This is a genomic window from Pseudomonas allii, assembly GCF_055380095.1.
The window spans coordinates 3,515,862-3,533,225 of sequence record NZ_AP039450.1 but is presented as its reverse complement, the minus strand read 5'-3'; the positions used below and the strand labels follow the sequence as shown (position 1 = coordinate 3,533,225).

The following is a 17,364-nucleotide window of genomic DNA, read 5'->3' as shown; positions in this document are numbered from 1 at the left end:
GGCGCCTGCAGAAAACGCGGTTCATGGTCTGGATGCGGCAGCAGGCAGGTGTCGAACTGATCCTGCCTGCGTCCAGCGGCGTTCACCCTCCTGCCGTTTACCGTGAAAGCAAAGGTGCGGTGCTTGTTTCCTCACCACCCACGTCATGCAAGGAAATCCGCGACGTCTCCGGCAGCGCCAACCCGCCCGCCAGTGCCAGCAACGCCACGGCAATCAGGTAAAACGCCGGTGACAGATTGCTGCCCGTGGTGCTGATCAACCAGGTCGCCACCAGCGGCGCGGTGCCGCCGAAGATCGTGTACGCCATGTTGTAGGTGATCGCCGAGGCGGTGTAGCGCGTGCGCGTGGGAAAGGTCTCCGACAGCAAGGCCGCCGTGACCACGCCGCACAACACCGCCCCAACCGCCAACAACATCACGCCGACAATCGACGCCGCAAACGAACCGGAGCTGGCCATCAGGAACGACGGATACACCACCACGATCAACAACACACAGGCGGTCATCACCGTGACGCGCCGCCCGACCCGATCCGAATACAGGCCCGCCAGCGGGCAGATCGCCGCCGCGAAAATCAACGCAATCAGCGACACCAGCAACGCCATCGCCCGATTCAGCCCGCCCGCCACTTGCAGGTATGTCGCGAAGTAGGTGGTGAACATATAAAACGACAACGCCGTCAGTGACACAAAAGCGCCCAGGCAGCAGATCGCCGCACCATGGTTGCGCAGGGTTTCCTTGAGCGGGGAGTGGGCGACGGCATGCTCTTGCTTCACAGCCTGGAAGGCAGGCGTCTCGTCCAGCTTCCAGCGCAGGTAAAGCCCCACCAGGCCCAGCGGCGCGGCGATCAGGAACGGCAGGCGCCAGCCCCAACTGCCCATGGCTTCGGCGGACAACGATGCTTCAAGGGCATACGCCACTACCGCAGCGGCGGCGAAAGCGGAAAACGTCGACACCGGCACGAAACTGCCATACCAGGCGCGTTTGTCACTCGGCGCGTGCTCCATCAGATAAGCACAGGCACCGGCGTATTCACCGCCGGCGGAGAAGCCCTGGGCGCAACGTATCAGCGACAACAGAATCGGCGCTGTGACGCCGATGGCGGCGTAGGTGGGCAGCAGGCCGATCAACGTGGTGGCAGCGGCCATCAACAGGATGGTCATGGCCAGGGTGCGCTTGCGGCCGATGCGGTCGCCGAGCATGCCGAAGAAAATACCGCCCAGGGGCCGAAAGGCGAAGGCCACGGCAAACACGGCGAAGGTTTTGAGCAACGCCGCGCTGGCGTCGCCGCTGGGGAAAAATTGCTGGGCGATGGTGGTGGCGAGGAAGCCATAGACGGCGAAGTCAAACCACTCGACGAAATTACCGATGCCGGCGGCGATGATGACCTTGCGCAGGGTTTGCGGACTGACCTGTTCGGTGGAGGGGCTCGTCATGGGGGAAGGCCTCGGGATAGCTGGGGGGATGACCGATTATCGGCGCAGGCGCTTGGGCGGCGGGGCTCAAAAGAGTCGTCCGCGTAGTCAGTAGCGACTTGGTGGGATGGGCAGACGCAGGAATCAGGCCAAGTGCGTCGCGCTCATCAGGCGCCGGGCCACCCTCAACAATGCCTAGGGATGAAACCTGCGCCCCAACGCCTCCAGGCGCACCGCGATCGGCGGCAAACGCTCGCTGCTGCGTGCCAGGGTTTCCACGTTGTCGGCGGTGCTTTGCGCAATGCTCTGCACCGACTGCAGGCGCCCGACAATCTCCAGGTTGGCCGAGGTCTGCTCGCGGGTGGTGGTCACGATCCGGCCATTGAGGTCGTCGATGTGGGCGATGTCGTTGCCCACTGCGCGCAGCATGTCGACGGCCACCTGGCTGTCTTCCACGCAGCGGTCGACGCCTTGGCGGCTGTCGTGCATGGCTTGCACGGCCTGGCGGCTGCCGTGTTGCAGGCCTTCGATGATGGTTTTGATTTCCTGGGTGGACACTGCCGTGCGTTGCGCCAGGTTGCGCACTTCGTCGGCGACCACGGCAAAGCCACGGCCTTGCTCGCCGGCGCGGGCGGCTTCGATGGCGGCGTTGAGGGCCAGCAGGTTGGTCTGGTTGGCGATGCTGCTGATCACGTCGAGCACGGTGCCGATCTGTTCGGTTTGCACGGCCAGGCCCTGTACCGTCTCGTGGGTGCCGTTGAGGCGTGAGGCCAGTTGGGTGATTTCCTGCTGGGCGCGGCCGACCCTTTCCTGGCCGCGCAGGATCTGTTGGCTGGCCTTGCCGGCGTGATCCACCGCTTGCTCGACGTGCACGGCAATGTGGCCCATGGCGTCTTCCATGCGTTGCATCGAGCCAGTCATCTGGGTGATTTCCGTCAGTTGGTGGCGCGCGCCTTTTTCCAGGGTGCCGCTGGCGCTGGCCAGTTCCTGGCCCAATTGACCGAGGCCATGGGAGTCACGGGCGACGCCGTCGATCAGGTGGGTGAGCTGCTGCAGGAAGTGGTCGAAACGCTTGGCCAGGGAGACATGCACCTTGCCTTCGCCCTGGGCGGTTTGCGCCGTGAACTGTGAGGTGACGGCGAGCATCTTCTCGAGCATTTCCTGGCTCTCCACCGCTTCGGCCTGGCTGTGCACGGCCAGGTAGAGCAGGGCAACGGTCTCCATCACCACGTAGAAGGCATGCACGAACACCATGGTCCAGCCGCCGTGGTGCGCCATCACAAACACTGGAAAGCCCTGATGTTGAAGGGCATGGAACACCACGTGATGCACGGCAATGGTGGCGGCGGCGACCAGGATCGGCAGCCAGTCACGATAAAACGTCAGCACCGCCAGCAGCGCGAAGATCCCGAAGTGCGCTTCGATAACGCCCTGGGCCTGGTTGATATGCAGCGCCGCCATGACCATCAAACCCGCGCCGAGGGCGCAACGCATGGCACGGGTGCCAGCGATGGCGCGGTAAAGCGCGGTCAACACCACGCTGGTGCCACCGCCGACCAACACGGCCTGGACCAGGGTGTCGTGCCAGAACGCCAGGCCCAGGGAAAACAGGAACATCAGCCAGACCAGCGCCAGCATGATGCGGTCGGCTTTGCGGTAGTGCTCGAAAAAACGCGTGCGGGTGGGCATTCACACTTACTCCATGTGGTCTGGCCGAGACATAGCGAGGGGCAGGGTGGAGCGAATCAGGGGTTTTTTGGTTTTTATTGGATTCAGTGATGCCAAACGTGTATCGGCATCGGGAGGCGGGACTTGAGCAACGGCTACCCGGGCGGGCAGCCGTTTATCGGAAGGGGATCAGAAGGCGTATTTGGCCGTCAGCATCATATTGCGCGGGCTGCCGTAGGAATCACCACCATAGTCCACGGAATTGGAGATGGACTGGTAGTAACGGCGGTCGAAGATGTTGTTGGCGTTGAGCTGCAGGTCCAGGTGCTGGTTGACCTGGTAGCCGGCCATCAGGTCGGTGACGGCATAGGCGCCTTGCTGCAGGCGGTAGGTGCTGTCATCCGCGACTTTGAAGTCGTTGTACATGCGGCTCTGCCAGGAAATATTGCCGCCCACGCGGAGTTTTTCCAGCGAACCCTGGAAGTGGTAGTTGGTGGTCAGCTTGAACAGGTGCTCCGGGGTGTCGGTGTCGAACTGTTTGTTGACGTTCTGCGGGTTGGCTGCGTCCTTGATGGTGTGCGTGCGTGCATAGGTGTAGCCACCGCCGACCTGCCAGTTCTCGGTCAAGGCGCCTTGCAGTTCGAAGTCGATACCCTGGCTGCGAATCTCGCCGGAGGCCACTGAGCAGGAGGCCTGCGGGCAGTTTGCGACTGTCACGCCGACGGCACGGTTTTCCTGGTCGACGCGAAACAGCGCCACGCTCGCGTTCAGCGCGCCACCCAGGTATTCACCCTTGATACCCACCTCGTAGTTCTTGCCGACGATAGGCTTGAGCGGGGTGCCCGAGGTGTCCTTTTCGCTCTGGGGCGTGAAGATGTCGCTGTAGCTGACGTAGACCGAGTGATGCTCGTCCAGGTCGTAAATCAGGCCGGCGTAGCGGGTGAGGTTGCGGGTGACCTTGTAGTCGCCGGTGTTGCTTCCGTGGGCATCGTAGTCATACCAGTCCAGGCGCCCGCCGAGGATCAGCTTCAACGGGTCAGCCAGGTTCAGGCGCGTGGTGACGTACACCCCGTCCTGGGTGGTCACGTCGCGGTTATTGGTGGTGTGGACGAAGTTAGGTTTGCCCGCCGTGAGCGGCCAGTTCAGGTTGTAGGGGCTGTAGTTGTGGGTGGTCATGTCGTAGATGCGCCGGCTGGCGCCTACCACCAGCTCGTGGGTACGCCCGAACGCCTGGAAGGGGCCGCTGGCAAACGCGTCGACACCCGCCTGGTTTTCATCGTAGGCCGCTTGATAGACGGTGCGCGCCAGTGTGTTGGCGACCCAGCGCGACTGGTAGGAGCCGGAGAACAGCGCGTTCTGTTCGGCATAGTTGGCGTTGACTTGCAGTTTCCAGTCGTTGGCCAGTTGCTGACGCAGCTCGGCGAATACCGTGTTGATCTCCTGATCCTTGTTTTCCCAGTCGGTACCAGGGTTGTAGGAGCGCGGCAGGTTCAGGTGATGGCCATCCTGGCCGACCATCGACGAGCCCCAGAAGTAATTGGTCTTGTCCTTTTGGTTGGAGAAGCCGAGGGTCAGGGTGGTGTCTTCGCTCAGGTCGGCTTCGGTGACGGCATAGAACAGGCCGTGATACTCCTCGGCGTTGTCGATGAAGCTGTTGGCATCGCGGTACGAGGTGACCACGCGACCACGCCAGGTGCCACTGTCGTTGAGCGGGCTGGAGGCGTCGAGTTCGCCCCGGTAGTCGTCCCAGCTGCCGGCGGCGCCGGTCAGAGTGACTTTCTGCTCGTCCAGTGGCCGCTTGCGGACCAAGTTGATGGCGGCGGAAGGGTTGCCGGCGCCGGTGACCAGGCCGGTGGCGCCGCGCACGATTTCAACGCGGTCGAACATCGCCAGGTTCGGCTGTGCACCCACCGACACCCCGTTGTAGCCACTGGGGATGCCGTCATACATCAGGTTGTCGATGTCGAAGCCGCGCGACGTATAGGACTGCCGGCCTGGGCCGCTGGAGAAGTTCAGGAACAACCCCGGCGTGGCCTTGACCACGTCGTTGATGCTGGTCATCGCCTGGTCATCCATGCGCTGACGCGTAATCACGGTGACGGCCTGCGGGGTTTCGCGCATGGTCAACGGCAGCTTGGTCGCGGTTTTCATCGCGCCGGTGGTGTAGGACTGGGTGCCTTCAGTGGTTTCGCCCAGTTGCTCTTCGCCAGAGATTTGCGTGGCGCCCAGTTCAAGCGTGGTGGCCGGTGCCTGGGTGTCGGCGGCAAAGGCCGCGGATGAACTGGCCAGACAGACTGCCAACGCCATCAAACTGGGTGAAAAACCTTTACTGCCGTGTTGTTGCACAGACATGGAACTGACTCTCCCCGAATGCCGTCCCTGGCGAACAATAAATCTGTTGATAATTATTCGCATTAGTCTGGCAGATTGTTCTTGTAGGAAAAAGCCTTGAGGGAGAATTAGTTAACGAATTTTTCACATCGCATTAGCGGCGATTTGCCACATCGCGCCCCTGACAAGCGACGGTTATTCGCGCTGTGGAATCGCCACCCGACTCGTCGCCTTGACCTCCCTCAGCGCCAGGCTCGACTGAATCGACGCAATCCCCAACTGGCGCCGCAACACGCTCTCGACAAACTCGCTGTAGCTGTCGAGGTCTTCGGCCAGTACCTGCAACAGATAATCGGCATCCCCGGTGATCTTGTGGCACGACAACACCTGTGGCAGTTCTTTCACCACGGCCTCGAAAGCATCCGGCGCATGGTCGGTGTGGATCGCAAAACGCACATGCACGAACGCCAGGATGTCCAGCCCGAGCATCTTGCGGTCGAGGTTGGCCTGGTAGTCCTTGATCACGCCTTCTTCCTCCAGGCGTTTGCGTCGGCGCCAGCAGGGCGTGAGGCTCAGGGACAGGCGCTCACTCAACTGAGCGTTGGAAATACTGGCGTCCTGCTGCAGCAGGGCGAGGATGGCGAGATCGGTGTCGTCAAGAACGACCTGTTTGGTTTTATTTTTCATAATCGTGCGCCAATGAGGTAAATGTTTCCGATAAACCTAACAGTGCCGTAAGTAAAAGCAAAGAAAGCCCACTGCTGCCAGAACAAAATAGAGCCTGTCTTTTACTGGCGGATGCCCTCACATGTTGACTGTTTTCAGCGAAGCCCACCGTTTGCACCATGGCACCGAACTCAAGGACGGCGTGCTCAAACCCTCGTTCGAACAACCCAGCCGCGCCGACACCGTGCGTGACCGCGTGCGGCAGGTCGGCCTGGGCGACATCATCACCCCGCGTCGCTTCGACCGCGCCTGTTACGTCGCCGCCCACAGCGAGCGCTACGTAGCGTTCCTGGAAACCGCCTGGGCCGAATGGACCGCCATCGGCCGCAGTCATGACGCCTTGCCCCTGGTGTGGCCGGTGCGCGACCTGGCCAACCAGCAGGTGCCGGCGTTCATCGACGGCAAGCTCGGTTTTTACGCGATGGACGCCGGTTCGCCGATTACCCGCACCACCTGGGAGGCGGTGAAGACCAGTGCCGACATCGCACTGACCGGCCTGGCGTTGCTCGACGAAGGCCATCACAGCGCCTTTGCCCTATGCCGCCCACCGGGCCATCACGCGGCCCGTGAATACATGGGCGGTTACTGCTACCTCAACAACGCCGCAATTGCCGCACAGCACGCCATCACCCGGGGTGCCAAGCGCGTGGCGGTGCTGGATGTGGATTTTCACCATGGCAACGGCACCCAGAATATTTTCTACGACCGCCCGGACGTGATGTTTATTTCCCTGCATGGTGACCCGGCAGTGTCCTACCCGTATTTTTCCGGTGCCGGCAGTGAACGCGGCGTCGGCGCGGGGGAGGGCTTCAACCTGAACTACCCGTTGCCGAAAAACACCAGCTGGGCCAATTACCGCACCGCCTTGATCGACGCCTGCCAGCAACTGCGCCGCTTTGCGCCTGAAGTGTTGGTGATCTCCCTGGGCGTCGACACCTTCAAGGACGACCCTATCAGCCACTTCCTCCTCGACAGCGAAGACTTCCTCGGCATGGGCGAGATCATCGCCAGCGTCGGCGTGCCCACGCTGTTCGTGATGGAAGGCGGCTACATGGTCGATGAGATCGGCATCAATGCGGTCAACGTGCTGCACGGTTTCGAACGCCACAGCCAATAACAACGACCCCTCGACTTTTCTTCTGCCAAAACTCAAAAACATAACAAGAGGTTTTGTGATGAAAACAACCACGCCCGGGCTGTGTGAACAGCCTGCCTTGCAACGCACCCTGAGCAACCGCCATATCCAGCTGATGGCCATGGGCGGCGCGATCGGCACCGGCCTGTTCATGGGCTCCGGCAAGATCATCGCGCTGTCTGGCACCTCGATCATCCTGATCTACATGATCATCGGGCTGTTCGTGTACTTCGTGATGCGCGCCATGGGCGAGCTGCTGCTGTCCAACCTCAACTTCAAGAGCTTCGCCGACTTTGCCGGTGCTTACCTGGGGCCGCGTGCGGCGTTCTTTCTCGGCTGGTCGTACTGGTTGAGCTGGAGCGTAGCGGTGGTGGGCGACGCCGTTGTGGTCGGCGGTTTCTTCCAGTACTGGTTCCCCGATGTACCGGCCTGGATGCCGGCGGTGGCGATGTTGCTGACCCTGTTCGCGCTGAATGTGCTGACGGTCAGGCTGTTCGGCGAAGTGGAGTTCTGGTTCGCGATCATCAAGATCATCGCCGTGGTGACGTTGATCGGGGTGAGTGGGGTGCTGATCGCCAGTTCGTACGTCTCGCCCACCGGGGTCACCGCTTCGTTGAGCCACCTGCTGGATAAACAAGCGGCATTTCCCAACGGCCTGTTCGGCTTTTTTGCCGGCTTCCAGATGGCGATCTTTTCCTTCGCCGGCACCGAGCTGATCGGCACCGCCGCCGCCGAAACCCGTGCGCCGGAAAAGACTTTGCCCAAGGCGATCAACTCGATCCCGCTGCGCATCATCCTGTTCTACGTGCTGGCCCTTGCGTGCATCATCGCGGTGACCTCCTGGCAGCAGGTGTCGCCGAGCAAGAGCCCGTTTGTCGAGTTGTTCCTGGTCGCCGGATTCCCCGCCGCAGCGGGCATCGTGAATTTCGTGGTGCTGACCTCGGCGGCGTCGTCTGCCAACAGCGGGGTGTTTTCCGCCAGCCGCATGTTGTTCGGCCTGGCCGACCTGGGTGATGCGCCAGGGATCTTCCGGCGCTTGTCGAACAGCAGCGTGCCGTTTATCAGCCTGGCGTTTACCAGCTTGCTGATGTTGCTGGGGCTGGTGTTGCTCTTTGTGGTGCCGGAGGTGATGACCGCCTTCACCATCGTGTCGACGGTGTCGGCGATCCTGGTGATCTTTACCTGGTCGACCATCCTGGCGTCCTACATCGCCTACCGCAAAAAACGCCCGGACCTGCACGCCCAATCCACCTACAAGATGCCTGGTGGTGTGCCAATGGCCTGGTTTGCCCTGGCGTTTCTCGCCTTTGTGCTGGGCCTGCTGGCGTTGCGGCCGGACACACGCCTGGCGCTGTGCGTGATGCCGGCCTGGTTTATCTGGTTGGGAATCGCCTATCAGTTTTCGCGCTTTCAGGGTCTGCCCGTTCAAGGTCGTTGAAAAACCGGCCATGTCTGGCTGATACCACGCCATTAAGGGCGAACCCTGCAACTGTGGTGAGCGGGCTTGCCCCGCGTTGGGTTGCGAAGCGACCCTGAAAGGAGGCATGCGGTGAATCAGGCACTCTTCGGCTGCTGGTGTTGGGGCCGCTTCGCAGCCCAACGCGGGGCAAGCCCGCTCGCCACAACAAGCCCGCTCGCCACAGGGTATTTGTCGCCAGTTCTGACTAGAGACCTTGAAAGGGCTGGCTTTCAGGGTGCCAGCCTGGTGAAGACATAATCGCGGTCTTTCACCAACGCCTGGTGGCAGGCAAAACACGTCTGGTGCTGCGCTTCATCGGCGGGTTTGCCATTGATGAAGCGTCCAAACCCCCAGCCACCGGTGGACGCGTATTTTTTCGAGTCCTTGACCATGAACTGCACCGTGGTCGCCGCGCCAGGGATGGACGCGGTCTTGAAGTCCGGTGACGGCTCGTGTTTCCACGCCAACTTGGCCAGAACGGTGCCATCCGGGAACGGCAACTTGCCCTCCCGGTAAGCCTTGAGCGCAGCGCTGTTGCCCAGCACCACGCGCAGCTCGTTCAACGGGTCGGCTTCCTGGGCCGGCGCCACCAGTTCCCATTGGCGGTAGCCGTCGGGGATAGTCACGCCGTAGATCGGCGAGGGGGCGCTGTCGGCGAAGGCGCCAGCCGAACTCGCGAGGGCCAATGCGGCCATGCACAGGCGCTTCATTACAGGTGATCCGCATCGATGACCGCCTTGGCAAATGCCTCGGGCGCTTCCTGCGGCAGGTTGTGGCCAATGCCACCCTTGATCAGGCGGAACTCGTACTTGCCGGTAAAGCGCTTGGCGTAGTCCTCGGGCTGCGGGTGCGGGGCGCCGTTGGCGTCGCCTTCGAGGGTGATGGTCGGCACGCCAATGGACGGCGCCTGGGCGAGTTTCTGCTCCAGCGGGTCGTATTTCGTTTCACCCTGCACCAGGCCCAACCGCCAGCGGTAGTTGAACACAGTGATCGCCACGTGATCCGGGTTCTCCAGGCCTTTGGCGCTGCGGTCGAACGTGGCGTCATCGAACTTCCACCGCGGCGAGGCCAATTGCCAGATCAGCTTGGCGAAGTCGTGGGTGTTTTTCTGGTAGCCGGCGGCGCCGCGCTCGGTGGCGAAGTAGAACTGGTACCACCATTGCAGCTCGGCCTTGGGCGGCAGTGGGCTCTTGCCGGCCGCCTGGTTGCCGATCAGGTAACCGCTGACCGACACCAGCGCCTTGACCCGCTCCGGCCACAATGCCGAGACGATGTCCGCCGAGCGTGCGCCCCAGTCGTAGCCACCGAGCACCGCTTGCTGGATCTTCAGCGCGTCCATGAAGTCGATCACATCACTGGCCAGCGCCGCCGGTTGGCCGTTGCGCGGGGTGTTATCCGAGAGGAAACGCGTGTCGCCATAACCCCGTGCGTAAGGGGTCAACACGCGATAGCCCTTGGCTGCCAGCAGTGGCGCGACCTCGGCATAGCTGTCGATGTCGTACGGCCAGCCATGCAGCAGGATCACCACGCGGCCGGTGGCGGGGCCGACTTCGGCGTAGGCCACATCCAGCAGCCCGGCCTTGACGTGCTTGAGGGCACCGAAGGCGCTTTGGGTACTGGCGACAACCCTGGTCGCAGCCTCGGGCATTTCGGCGTGGGCCATGCCCAGGATGCCGAATTGCGCCAGGGCAAAGGCCAGGAAAAGCGGTGTGGAGCGGCGGTTCAACTGAGTCTGCATGGCGAGCCTCCTGCGGCTGGATGTGTGCCTGTGCTCAGTTGAACGCCGGGCTGTATCTGGCCTGTTTCAGGAAACCCGCGCAGTTAAAGACTGTGTATCGCAGTGAGCTGTATACACACTGCGATACAAACCTCGACGCTAGAACGCCATCCTCAGCCCGAGCGTGCCTCGAGTGCCACTGAGTTCGAGGCTGTCGAGGTTTTGGCTATGGCTCACTTCGCCGTACAGAACAATGTCTGGCGCCAATGCAGCCCCGGCTCCAAGGCTCAGGTCCAGGGTTGTGGACTTCTGTTCGGTGTCGAAATCCACGTCATTGAAGGTCACCGTGCTTTTGCCTTGCGGGGTATGCCAGACGTTGGCCCGAACATAGGGGGTGACGGGCAGGTTGCGGACCACGTAGTGACCGCTGGCCCTTACGCCCACACGCAGCGTGAGTTGATCGTCGGAGTCGTAGGACACACTGGAGAAGGGGTCCTTCTGGCTGTCGAACCGGGTCCGGTTCCAGATCATTTGCACCTGGGGTTCAATGTTCCAAGCAGGCGTCAGTTCAAACGGTGTACCGACTTCCACCGACAGCGCGAGATCGTGGCCCTTGGTCTTCATCTTTATCCCGCGGTCCGACTCATTGTGACCACTGAGGCGGGTGTGCATCACGACGACGTCCGTATACGCGCCGTTCTTCCAGATATGTGTGCCTGTCAGCCCCAGGCTGGCGCCGCGCAGCGTGGTGTCTCCGGCCTTGCGGTCGGGCAAGCCGTTGATGAGGCCTTTGACATCCCCCCTGAGCCGGTTCTGCCCTGCAAAGAGCCCCAGGTTCTGGGTGTCACCCGCGCCTGTAGTCCTGGAAAAAACCGTTGTGCCAACCTGATAGCCGCTGATCGAGCTGTCCAGTGTGTTGCTGAGACCACCGGCATAGCGCTGGCGGCTGCCGCCGCCATACACCCGCGTCCACCCCGACGAAAAAGCCCCGGGTTCCCGCTGCCTGTCTTGTTCACCCACGCGCTCGTGAAAGGTGCCCATTGCCTGGCGCACCACTTGCTGGGCCGCGGGGTAGAGTGTCGCCGCGAGTGACACTTCCGGACGAATGAAGAGGACGGGGCGTATCGTCGGTTTGGGCAGTTCGGGACCTCCCGGTACAGGCTCCGGCAGTGGGGTGACCGGGCCTTCCGGTTCGGGCGGGTTGATCACGGGAGCTTGAGAACGCAGGAACCAGCTGTCTTGTGTGCCTGCGCTGACGCCGCCACGGTACAGGAAATAACTGTACGGGCCGGCGGCCACCGCGTTGCCCAGGGAAAACGCACCGCTGGCACTGGTCGCTCCATTTTGCGCATCGACCACCCGGATGCCATCTACGGCGGTTGCCGCACCGCTGCCGCCCAGATTGGTGATCTGGAGGGTGGTGGTCCCGCCGATCGTGCCTCGGCTGACGATCAGTTTGTCGGTCTGAGAGTTGTCATCGCCCAATACGGTCTGCAGTGCGAGTACGCCGGCGTTGCCGTTGTAGTTGCCATTCACCGTCAGGGTGTCGGTGGCGATGGAACTGCCGGTGGTCATGTCGATCAGCCCGCGGTTGTTCAACGTTGCCGATTGTGCGGGGTCGAAGGCGCTGATGATCCCGGTGCCGACCAGCAAGGTGCTGGTTCCGTTGTTGTTCAGGGTGCCGGTGCCTGTATCCGAGCCACCCAGGGTGAATGTTCCTCCTAGGGTCATTTGGGAGTTGTTGTCCAGGTTCACGGTTTCCCAGTTTGAATAACGTGCGGGCGTGCTGACCCTGGTGTTATCGAACGTGAGGGTGTCGACTCCGTCGCCGCCGTCCAGGACCGGTGTAGGGGCAACATTCGCTTCGGTCAGGTTCTGCAGGAGAGCGGTGTCGTTATTCGCGCCCATCAGGATGAATGAATTGACCTGGCCACCGCCGCTCCACGTCAGCGTGTCATTCCCGGCACTGGCAAGGATTTGTCCGTTCACCGTGCCGCCGGTGAGGGTGATGCTGTCCGTACCGCCGCTGACACTGATATTGCCGCCGATGAAGCTGGTGCCAGACACCAGGATAGTATCGTTACCAAAACCCGTGACCAGGTTGCCAACGATGGTGCCACCCCGCATATCGAACGTATTGTCGTCGAGTTTCATGTCGACCCGCCCGATCCTGCCTCCGGTCATCAGGGCGAGGTCGCCGTCTTCGAAGTAATCGGTAATGGTGCCACTGCTCATGACGAATTGGTCGATACCGGTTCCTTGAGCCAACGATCTGATGGTGCCGCCACTTATCTGGAAACTGTCCTTGCCGGCGCTCTGGTTGATGGAGATGGCTTGCCCGCCGCTGATCTGGACGATGTCGTCACCTGCGCCCTGCAGGATCGCGGCCTGGACCTGCCCCTGGAACAGGCGGAAGATGTTCGCGCCATCGCCCATGCTGACCCCCCCGGCGCCAATGACCGCTGCCGGGGTGTTCATTTCGATCAGGTCGTTGCCGGCGCCATACGACACGCCGACCACGCTGCCGTTGCCGGAAGAGAAAATCAGGCTGTTGTTGCCTTGGGTATCAACCAGGTTACCGGCAGCGCCGCTGTTGCAGTTGATCACATCATCCCCGGCGGTGACTGTCAGCGGGCAGGCTATCGCGCTGTCCGCCCACCAGGAGGCAGCCACCAGCATGGCCATCAGGTGCAACCAGGGGGCACGTTGTCTGCTCATGATCCGTCCTCATTGAACGTAACCTATCGTTCACGGCAGCCGAGCGTCGGCTGCGATTCAGACCATGGCAACGAAGAACGCGATACGGATCAGGGACAGCGGGTTACCCGATTCAGAAAACACCGGCCAATGCAAAGGGTTGGCATGGCTTTCTCGACTGCACCTGAAGCGGTGCAGCGCTTTTTCCACCCTAGCTACACATTTGCCGGGCCGCTACTGTCAGAGTTGACAGGTATGGACGAGTCGGGTGTCAGGACAGCACGATCTCATACGGTTCGCGCATTCTCTCCAGCAGCACCTGGGCCAGTATCGGCGGCAGGCCGATCTGCGGGTCCCCGGCCAACTGGCTGGCATAGGCATGGGCGGCGTGGAGTTTGCGCGCCACGGTCCAGGTGTCCAGGCGCACCTTGCGCGCGCGTTGCCAGGGGATGATCGCGCCTTCGCGGGCAGGCCAGTGCCAGGCCCAGATCGGCAGTTCATGCAGGTGCGCGCCCACCAGGCTGCACGCCTTGGCACTGGCACGGCCCACCGCGTCATGGTCGTCATTGCCATCGTTGCGCCAGGTGCTGAACACCACATCGCCGGGCTGCAGGTAACGCGCTATGAATTGGCTCAGTTGCGGCTCGCGGGCGGCGAGGGCGTTGTCGCAGAAACCGCCGCGAATCCACTTCAGGCTGTGCAGCGGCATGCCCAGGCGGCGCAGGGCTTCGGCGCTTTCCTGGGGGCGGACCACGCTCAAGCGGCTCGCCGGCCAGACGTTGGAGCCCGGGTGGCTGGCGCTGCCGTCGGTGATGGAGATCAGCTGCAGCGGGTGTTCCAGCGTGCTGAGCAATTGCAGCAAGCCGCCGCAGGCCAGCACCTCATCGCCTGGATGAGGAGCGATGATCACCACGCGTGCGCCGGGCGGCACTAATGAGGAGGGCGTAATGGGGGGGATTTGCGCCAGTTGCGGGGCGCTGTTCCAGACTTGCGCGGGGCCGCGGCGGCCGTCGCTTAAGGAAGCAAGCTTCATGGGGTGTCACATCCTTGTCGGTTGATGCGGGGTCGTGCCCCGTTGACGGGACGACTCTCTTGTTTCCACTACAGGCTCCGCCGTAGTGGCTGCATGGCACCCCAACCCTGGAATGCCAGCAAGGCGTTCTCAGCATAGACAAGGATTGCGCGGTTTCACATTCTGTAACGGCGTTTTTTCAGGTGGCGTGCATCAGGCTCTTCAAGTAATCGCCGAATCCCCCTTGTGCACGGGCGTCCAGGCGCGCACTGGTAATCACCTGCGGGCCGTGGCTCCAGGCGATGGAGGCGCCGCACCGCTCCAGGTTGCGCACCAATTGCACATCCTCATGGCACGCCAGCGGCTCGAAACCTCCGGCGCGCACGTACGCACCAGCACTCACCCCCAAGTTGGCCCCGTGGATATGCCGATGACCGTCGCGGGCCTCGTAGCCCTGGTTGTAGCGAATCTGCGCGGCGGGGTCGAAACCCTCGCTCCACGCATCCACCGTGACGGTGCCGCACACGGCGTCCACGCCCAACGCCAATTGGGCCACCAACCAGTCGGGGGCCACCCGGCTGTCAGCATCGGTGCAGGAGATCCAGCGTGCGCCCTGATTGAGCAAATGCCGCGCACCCACGCCACGCACGTGCCCCACGTTGCGTACCTGGGCTTCCAGGCACTGCACCGGGTAGGCCTGGGCGATGGCGGCGCTGGCATCGCTGCAGCTGTCGAGCACCACCAGAACAGTCACAGTTTCGCCGAGCAGCCCAGGATGGCTGGCAGCGATCAACGCGGCTTTCAGGCAGTCGCCGAGCAATGCCTCTTCGTTATGTACCGGGATCAGAATGCCGATCATCGCAGGCCCTCAAGGGTGGCGACCGAGGTGCCGTCGCGGCTCCACAGGTCGAGCAGGAAATCAGGTTCGTAATGGCTGGCGATGCGGGGCATGTCCAGGCGCTGCTGGAGCAGGGCGTGCACTTGCTCAGCCGTTTGCGGGCAACCGTCGATAGGCGGGCGCCAGTGGCAGGCGAGCAGTTGGCCGTCGGCAGTCAGTGCGGTGCGGGCGTGATCGATCAATTGGCCCAGGTCATCGGCGTCGAGGTAGTAGCACCACTCGCTCAATACGATCAGCTCGAACCGGCCCGCAGGCCACTGTTCGGGCAAGCGGCACTGCTGCACCTGGGCCTGGGGGAACCCCAGCAAGCGAGTGCGCGCCAGGTCCACGGCGGCCGCAGCGGTGTCGCAGCACAGCAGGCGATCACAGCGCGGTGCCAGTTCGAAACTCAGCTCGCCATTGGCGCAACCGGGTTCGAACACCGAGGCGTAGCGTGGCCGCGTGAGGAGCGCCAGGGTCAGCGCACGCTTGCGCCGCTCATACCAGCGTTGGCGAAAGGCCCAGGGATCATCGTTATTGGCGAACAGCTGGTCGAAGTAAGGCGTGGCCACACTCATACGAATACCACTTCAAAGGGTTGCAACAGACGTTCCACCACGTAGGGCGCCAGCACCGGCGCGAGGCCGATCTGCGGGTCGCCTTCCAGTTGGCTGGCGAAGGCGTGGATGGCATGCCGTTTGCGAGCGACGGCCTCACAGGTCAGCGGGATCTTGCGTGCACGGTGCCAGGGCACCACGCTGTCTTCGGGTGTTGCCCAATGCCAGGTCCACACCGGCAGCTCATACAGGGTGGCGCCGACCGCCGCGCAGGCCTGGGCGCTGGCACGCCCCACGGCCTCATGGTCGCAATGGCCGTCTTCGCGCCAGGTGGTGAACACCACGTCGGTAGGCTTGAGGTAGCGTTGGATAAACGCCACGAGTTCCTGTTCCCGCGCCGCCACCTGGCTGTCGGTAAAACCGGCGCGCAGCCATTTCAAACTGTGCAGCGGCAACCCCAGGCGGTGCAGGGCCTGGGCCGATTCCTGCGGGCGCACCACGCTCAAACGCTCCACTGGCCAACGCTGCGAGCCGGGGTGGCTGGCGCTGCCGTCGGTCACCGAAATCAATTGGATCGGCCGACCCAGCGCCGCCAGGCCCTGCATCAGGCCGCCGCAGCCGAGGATCTCATCATCCGGATGCGGTGCGATGATCACCGCACGGTGGCCGCTGGGCACCAACTGCTCGACGCTGATCGACGGCAAGTCGGCCATTTTCGGCGAGGCCTGCCAATGATGCAGCGGCGTGCCCTGGCCAACGATCGGATTGGGTCTCATAACTGCCACCTCCCTGTGGGTTCACCGGCCACCAGCTCTCCGAGCCCGGCCAGGTCGCGTTCGGCATGACTCTGGCGTACATACACCGGCAGGTCTGCCATCAACTGGGCAAAGTGCGGGTCCTTGCAGTAGGGACCCGCACCGACAGCGCGCCCGACATGGCGTATGACCTGCTCAACCGTGTCTTCGATACAGGCCCGCGTCTGCTGGGCCAAGTGCCGGGCGTCAGCCTTGGGCTGAAGGTCGATCTGTTCCGCGCTGGCACGCAGCACACAGGCGGCGCTGTTCAGTGCGCTGTCGACGGCGCCTAGATGAGCCAGGGCGTGAGGTTCCGGGCGTTTACTGCACTGCGCGCGCAAGACTTCCGCCAGGCGTTGCGCCGCGCCGTACCAGCAGGCGGCGATACCGATACCGCCTTGCCAGAACCCTGGGCGGGCGAGGTAATCTCCCGGTCCGCCCACCGCCAGGCCCCAGGCCCCATCAAATACGATCTCCACACTGCCGGTGGCCGCCATACCCACCGCGTTCCACCCCTCATCCGTGACCACAATGCCGGGTTGATCCATGTGCACGGCCACCAACTGCTGGCGATCGTCTTCGTCCCAGGCGGTCAACAACCCATGGCTCACCACCGCCGCGCCGGAGCACCAAGCCTTGCGGCCTTGCACCCGCAGGCGATGGCCCTCCTGGTGCACGCGCACCTTGGCCGTTGGCGGCTCGGCGGCCCACATGCCCCACGTGCTGCCCAAGGGCGGCAGTGGGGAGTTGAGCTCGGCGATGATTGCCAGGGCATCGGTGTGGCCTTCGAACAGCTTGCACAGGCGCAGGTCATGACCCGCCACCTGCGCCAGGCGACTGAACCGCGCCAGGGTCTGACCGCCGCCGGGCAGCGGCAGTTGGTCCAGGCCTTCTTCCTGAAGCGCCTTCAGGGCGTCGCCCAGGGCTTGCGTGTCCGCATAGTCCTGGAATCCTTGAAGGAATCCATGCAGGGCCAT

14 protein-coding genes are annotated in these 17,364 nt (G+C 62.8%); 2 read left to right on the top strand and 12 right to left on the bottom strand.

Annotated features, from left to right (window positions below; translation table 11 throughout):
* Positions 1-97: 97 nt before the first annotated feature.
* From ACZ445_RS15810 to ACZ445_RS15795, 4 genes are all read right to left on the bottom strand, one after another.
* Complete coding sequence (locus ACZ445_RS15810; RefSeq protein ID WP_058426190.1) at positions 98-1,435, bottom strand: MFS transporter; 1,338 nt, start codon at positions 1,433-1,435, stop codon at positions 98-100.
* 174 nt (positions 1,436-1,609) lie between these two features.
* Positions 1,610-3,103: a methyl-accepting chemotaxis protein gene (locus ACZ445_RS15805; protein ID WP_464707245.1), complete on the bottom strand. Its 1,494-nt coding sequence runs from the start codon at positions 3,101-3,103 to the stop codon at positions 1,610-1,612.
* 168 nt (positions 3,104-3,271) lie between these two features.
* On the bottom strand, positions 3,272-5,434 hold the full coding sequence (locus ACZ445_RS15800) for a TonB-dependent siderophore receptor (protein ID WP_464707244.1): 2,163 nt from the start codon (positions 5,432-5,434) through the stop codon (positions 3,272-3,274).
* Between the two features lie 174 nt (positions 5,435-5,608).
* Positions 5,609-6,100, bottom strand: a complete 492-nt coding sequence (locus tag ACZ445_RS15795; protein WP_058426187.1) for an Lrp/AsnC family transcriptional regulator — start codon at positions 6,098-6,100, stop codon at positions 5,609-5,611.
* A gap of 121 nt (positions 6,101-6,221) precedes the next feature.
* Here ACZ445_RS15795 and ACZ445_RS15790 point away from each other — a divergent pair, with 121 nt between their 5' ends.
* Together ACZ445_RS15790 and ACZ445_RS15785 are read left to right on the top strand one after the other, a co-directional pair.
* On the top strand, positions 6,222-7,256 hold the full coding sequence (locus ACZ445_RS15790) for a histone deacetylase family protein (protein WP_464707243.1): 1,035 nt from the start codon (positions 6,222-6,224) through the stop codon (positions 7,254-7,256).
* Positions 7,257-7,314: 58 nt separating this feature from the next.
* The gene (locus tag ACZ445_RS15785) at positions 7,315-8,712 is read left to right on the top strand and encodes an amino acid permease (RefSeq protein ID WP_464707242.1); all 1,398 of its coding nucleotides are present in this window, start codon (positions 7,315-7,317) and stop codon (positions 8,710-8,712) included.
* 251 nt (positions 8,713-8,963) lie between these two features.
* Here ACZ445_RS15785 and ACZ445_RS15780 read toward each other — a convergent pair whose 3' ends face one another.
* From ACZ445_RS15780 to ACZ445_RS15745, 8 genes are all read right to left on the bottom strand, one after another.
* A complete protein-coding gene (locus ACZ445_RS15780; RefSeq protein ID WP_464707241.1) occupies positions 8,964-9,443 on the bottom strand; it encodes a cytochrome P460 family protein in 480 nt (159 codons plus the stop codon).
* A complete protein-coding gene (locus ACZ445_RS15775; protein ID WP_464707240.1) occupies positions 9,443-10,471 on the bottom strand; it encodes an alpha/beta fold hydrolase in 1,029 nt (342 codons plus the stop codon). Before ACZ445_RS15775 ends, ACZ445_RS15780 begins: the two co-directional genes overlap by 1 nt.
* 138 nt (positions 10,472-10,609) lie before the next feature.
* Positions 10,610-13,168 carry an autotransporter family protein gene (locus tag ACZ445_RS15770; protein WP_464693710.1) on the bottom strand — a complete coding sequence of 853 codons (2,559 nt, stop codon included), beginning with the start codon at positions 13,166-13,168 and terminating at the stop codon, positions 10,610-10,612.
* A 250-nt stretch (positions 13,169-13,418) separates the two neighbouring features.
* Positions 13,419-14,180, bottom strand: a complete 762-nt coding sequence (locus tag ACZ445_RS15765; RefSeq protein WP_464707239.1) for a PIG-L deacetylase family protein — start codon at positions 14,178-14,180, stop codon at positions 13,419-13,421.
* A 178-nt stretch (positions 14,181-14,358) separates the two neighbouring features.
* Complete coding sequence (locus ACZ445_RS15760) at positions 14,359-15,018, bottom strand: glycosyltransferase family 2 protein (RefSeq protein WP_179030177.1); 660 nt, start codon at positions 15,016-15,018, stop codon at positions 14,359-14,361.
* A complete protein-coding gene (locus ACZ445_RS15755) occupies positions 15,015-15,614 on the bottom strand; it encodes an SAM-dependent methyltransferase (protein WP_310863006.1) in 600 nt (199 codons plus the stop codon). The genes ACZ445_RS15760 and ACZ445_RS15755 overlap by 4 nt, the downstream gene beginning before the upstream one ends.
* Positions 15,611-16,369, bottom strand: a complete 759-nt coding sequence (locus ACZ445_RS15750) for a PIG-L deacetylase family protein (RefSeq protein ID WP_464707238.1) — start codon at positions 16,367-16,369, stop codon at positions 15,611-15,613. The genes ACZ445_RS15755 and ACZ445_RS15750 overlap by 4 nt, the downstream gene beginning before the upstream one ends.
* The gene (locus ACZ445_RS15745; RefSeq protein WP_058426177.1) at positions 16,366-17,364 is read right to left on the bottom strand and encodes an acyl-CoA dehydrogenase family protein; all 999 of its coding nucleotides are present in this window, start codon (positions 17,362-17,364) and stop codon (positions 16,366-16,368) included. Before ACZ445_RS15745 ends, ACZ445_RS15750 begins: the two co-directional genes overlap by 4 nt.

What these genes read in the sequence shown, in the direction of transcription:
- ACZ445_RS15810 (WP_058426190.1), bottom strand. Translation starts at nt 1,435, where the DNA reads ATGACGAGCCCCTCCACCGAACAGGTCAGTCCGCAAACCCTGCGCAAG.
- ACZ445_RS15805 (WP_464707245.1), bottom strand. Translation starts at nt 3,103, where the DNA reads ATGCCCACCCGCACGCGTTTTTTCGAGCACTACCGCAAAGCCGACCGC.
- ACZ445_RS15800 (WP_464707244.1), bottom strand. Translation starts at nt 5,434, where the DNA reads ATGTCTGTGCAACAACACGGCAGTAAAGGTTTTTCACCCAGTTTGATG.
- ACZ445_RS15795 (WP_058426187.1), bottom strand. Translation starts at nt 6,100, where the DNA reads ATGAAAAATAAAACCAAACAGGTCGTTCTTGACGACACCGATCTCGCC.
- ACZ445_RS15790 (WP_464707243.1), top strand. Translation starts at nt 6,222, where the DNA reads ATGTTGACTGTTTTCAGCGAAGCCCACCGTTTGCACCATGGCACCGAA.
- ACZ445_RS15785 (WP_464707242.1), top strand. Translation starts at nt 7,315, where the DNA reads ATGAAAACAACCACGCCCGGGCTGTGTGAACAGCCTGCCTTGCAACGC.
- ACZ445_RS15780 (WP_464707241.1), bottom strand. Translation starts at nt 9,443, where the DNA reads ATGAAGCGCCTGTGCATGGCCGCATTGGCCCTCGCGAGTTCGGCTGGC.
- ACZ445_RS15775 (WP_464707240.1), bottom strand. Translation starts at nt 10,471, where the DNA reads ATGCAGACTCAGTTGAACCGCCGCTCCACACCGCTTTTCCTGGCCTTT.
- ACZ445_RS15770 (WP_464693710.1), bottom strand. Translation starts at nt 13,168, where the DNA reads ATGAGCAGACAACGTGCCCCCTGGTTGCACCTGATGGCCATGCTGGTG.
- ACZ445_RS15765 (WP_464707239.1), bottom strand. Translation starts at nt 14,180, where the DNA reads ATGAAGCTTGCTTCCTTAAGCGACGGCCGCCGCGGCCCCGCGCAAGTC.
- ACZ445_RS15760 (WP_179030177.1), bottom strand. Translation starts at nt 15,018, where the DNA reads ATGATCGGCATTCTGATCCCGGTACATAACGAAGAGGCATTGCTCGGC.
- ACZ445_RS15755 (WP_310863006.1), bottom strand. Translation starts at nt 15,614, where the DNA reads ATGAGTGTGGCCACGCCTTACTTCGACCAGCTGTTCGCCAATAACGAT.
- ACZ445_RS15750 (WP_464707238.1), bottom strand. Translation starts at nt 16,369, where the DNA reads ATGAGACCCAATCCGATCGTTGGCCAGGGCACGCCGCTGCATCATTGG.
- ACZ445_RS15745 (WP_058426177.1), bottom strand. Translation starts at nt 17,364, where the DNA reads ATGGCCCTGCATGGATTCCTTCAAGGATTCCAGGACTATGCGGACACG.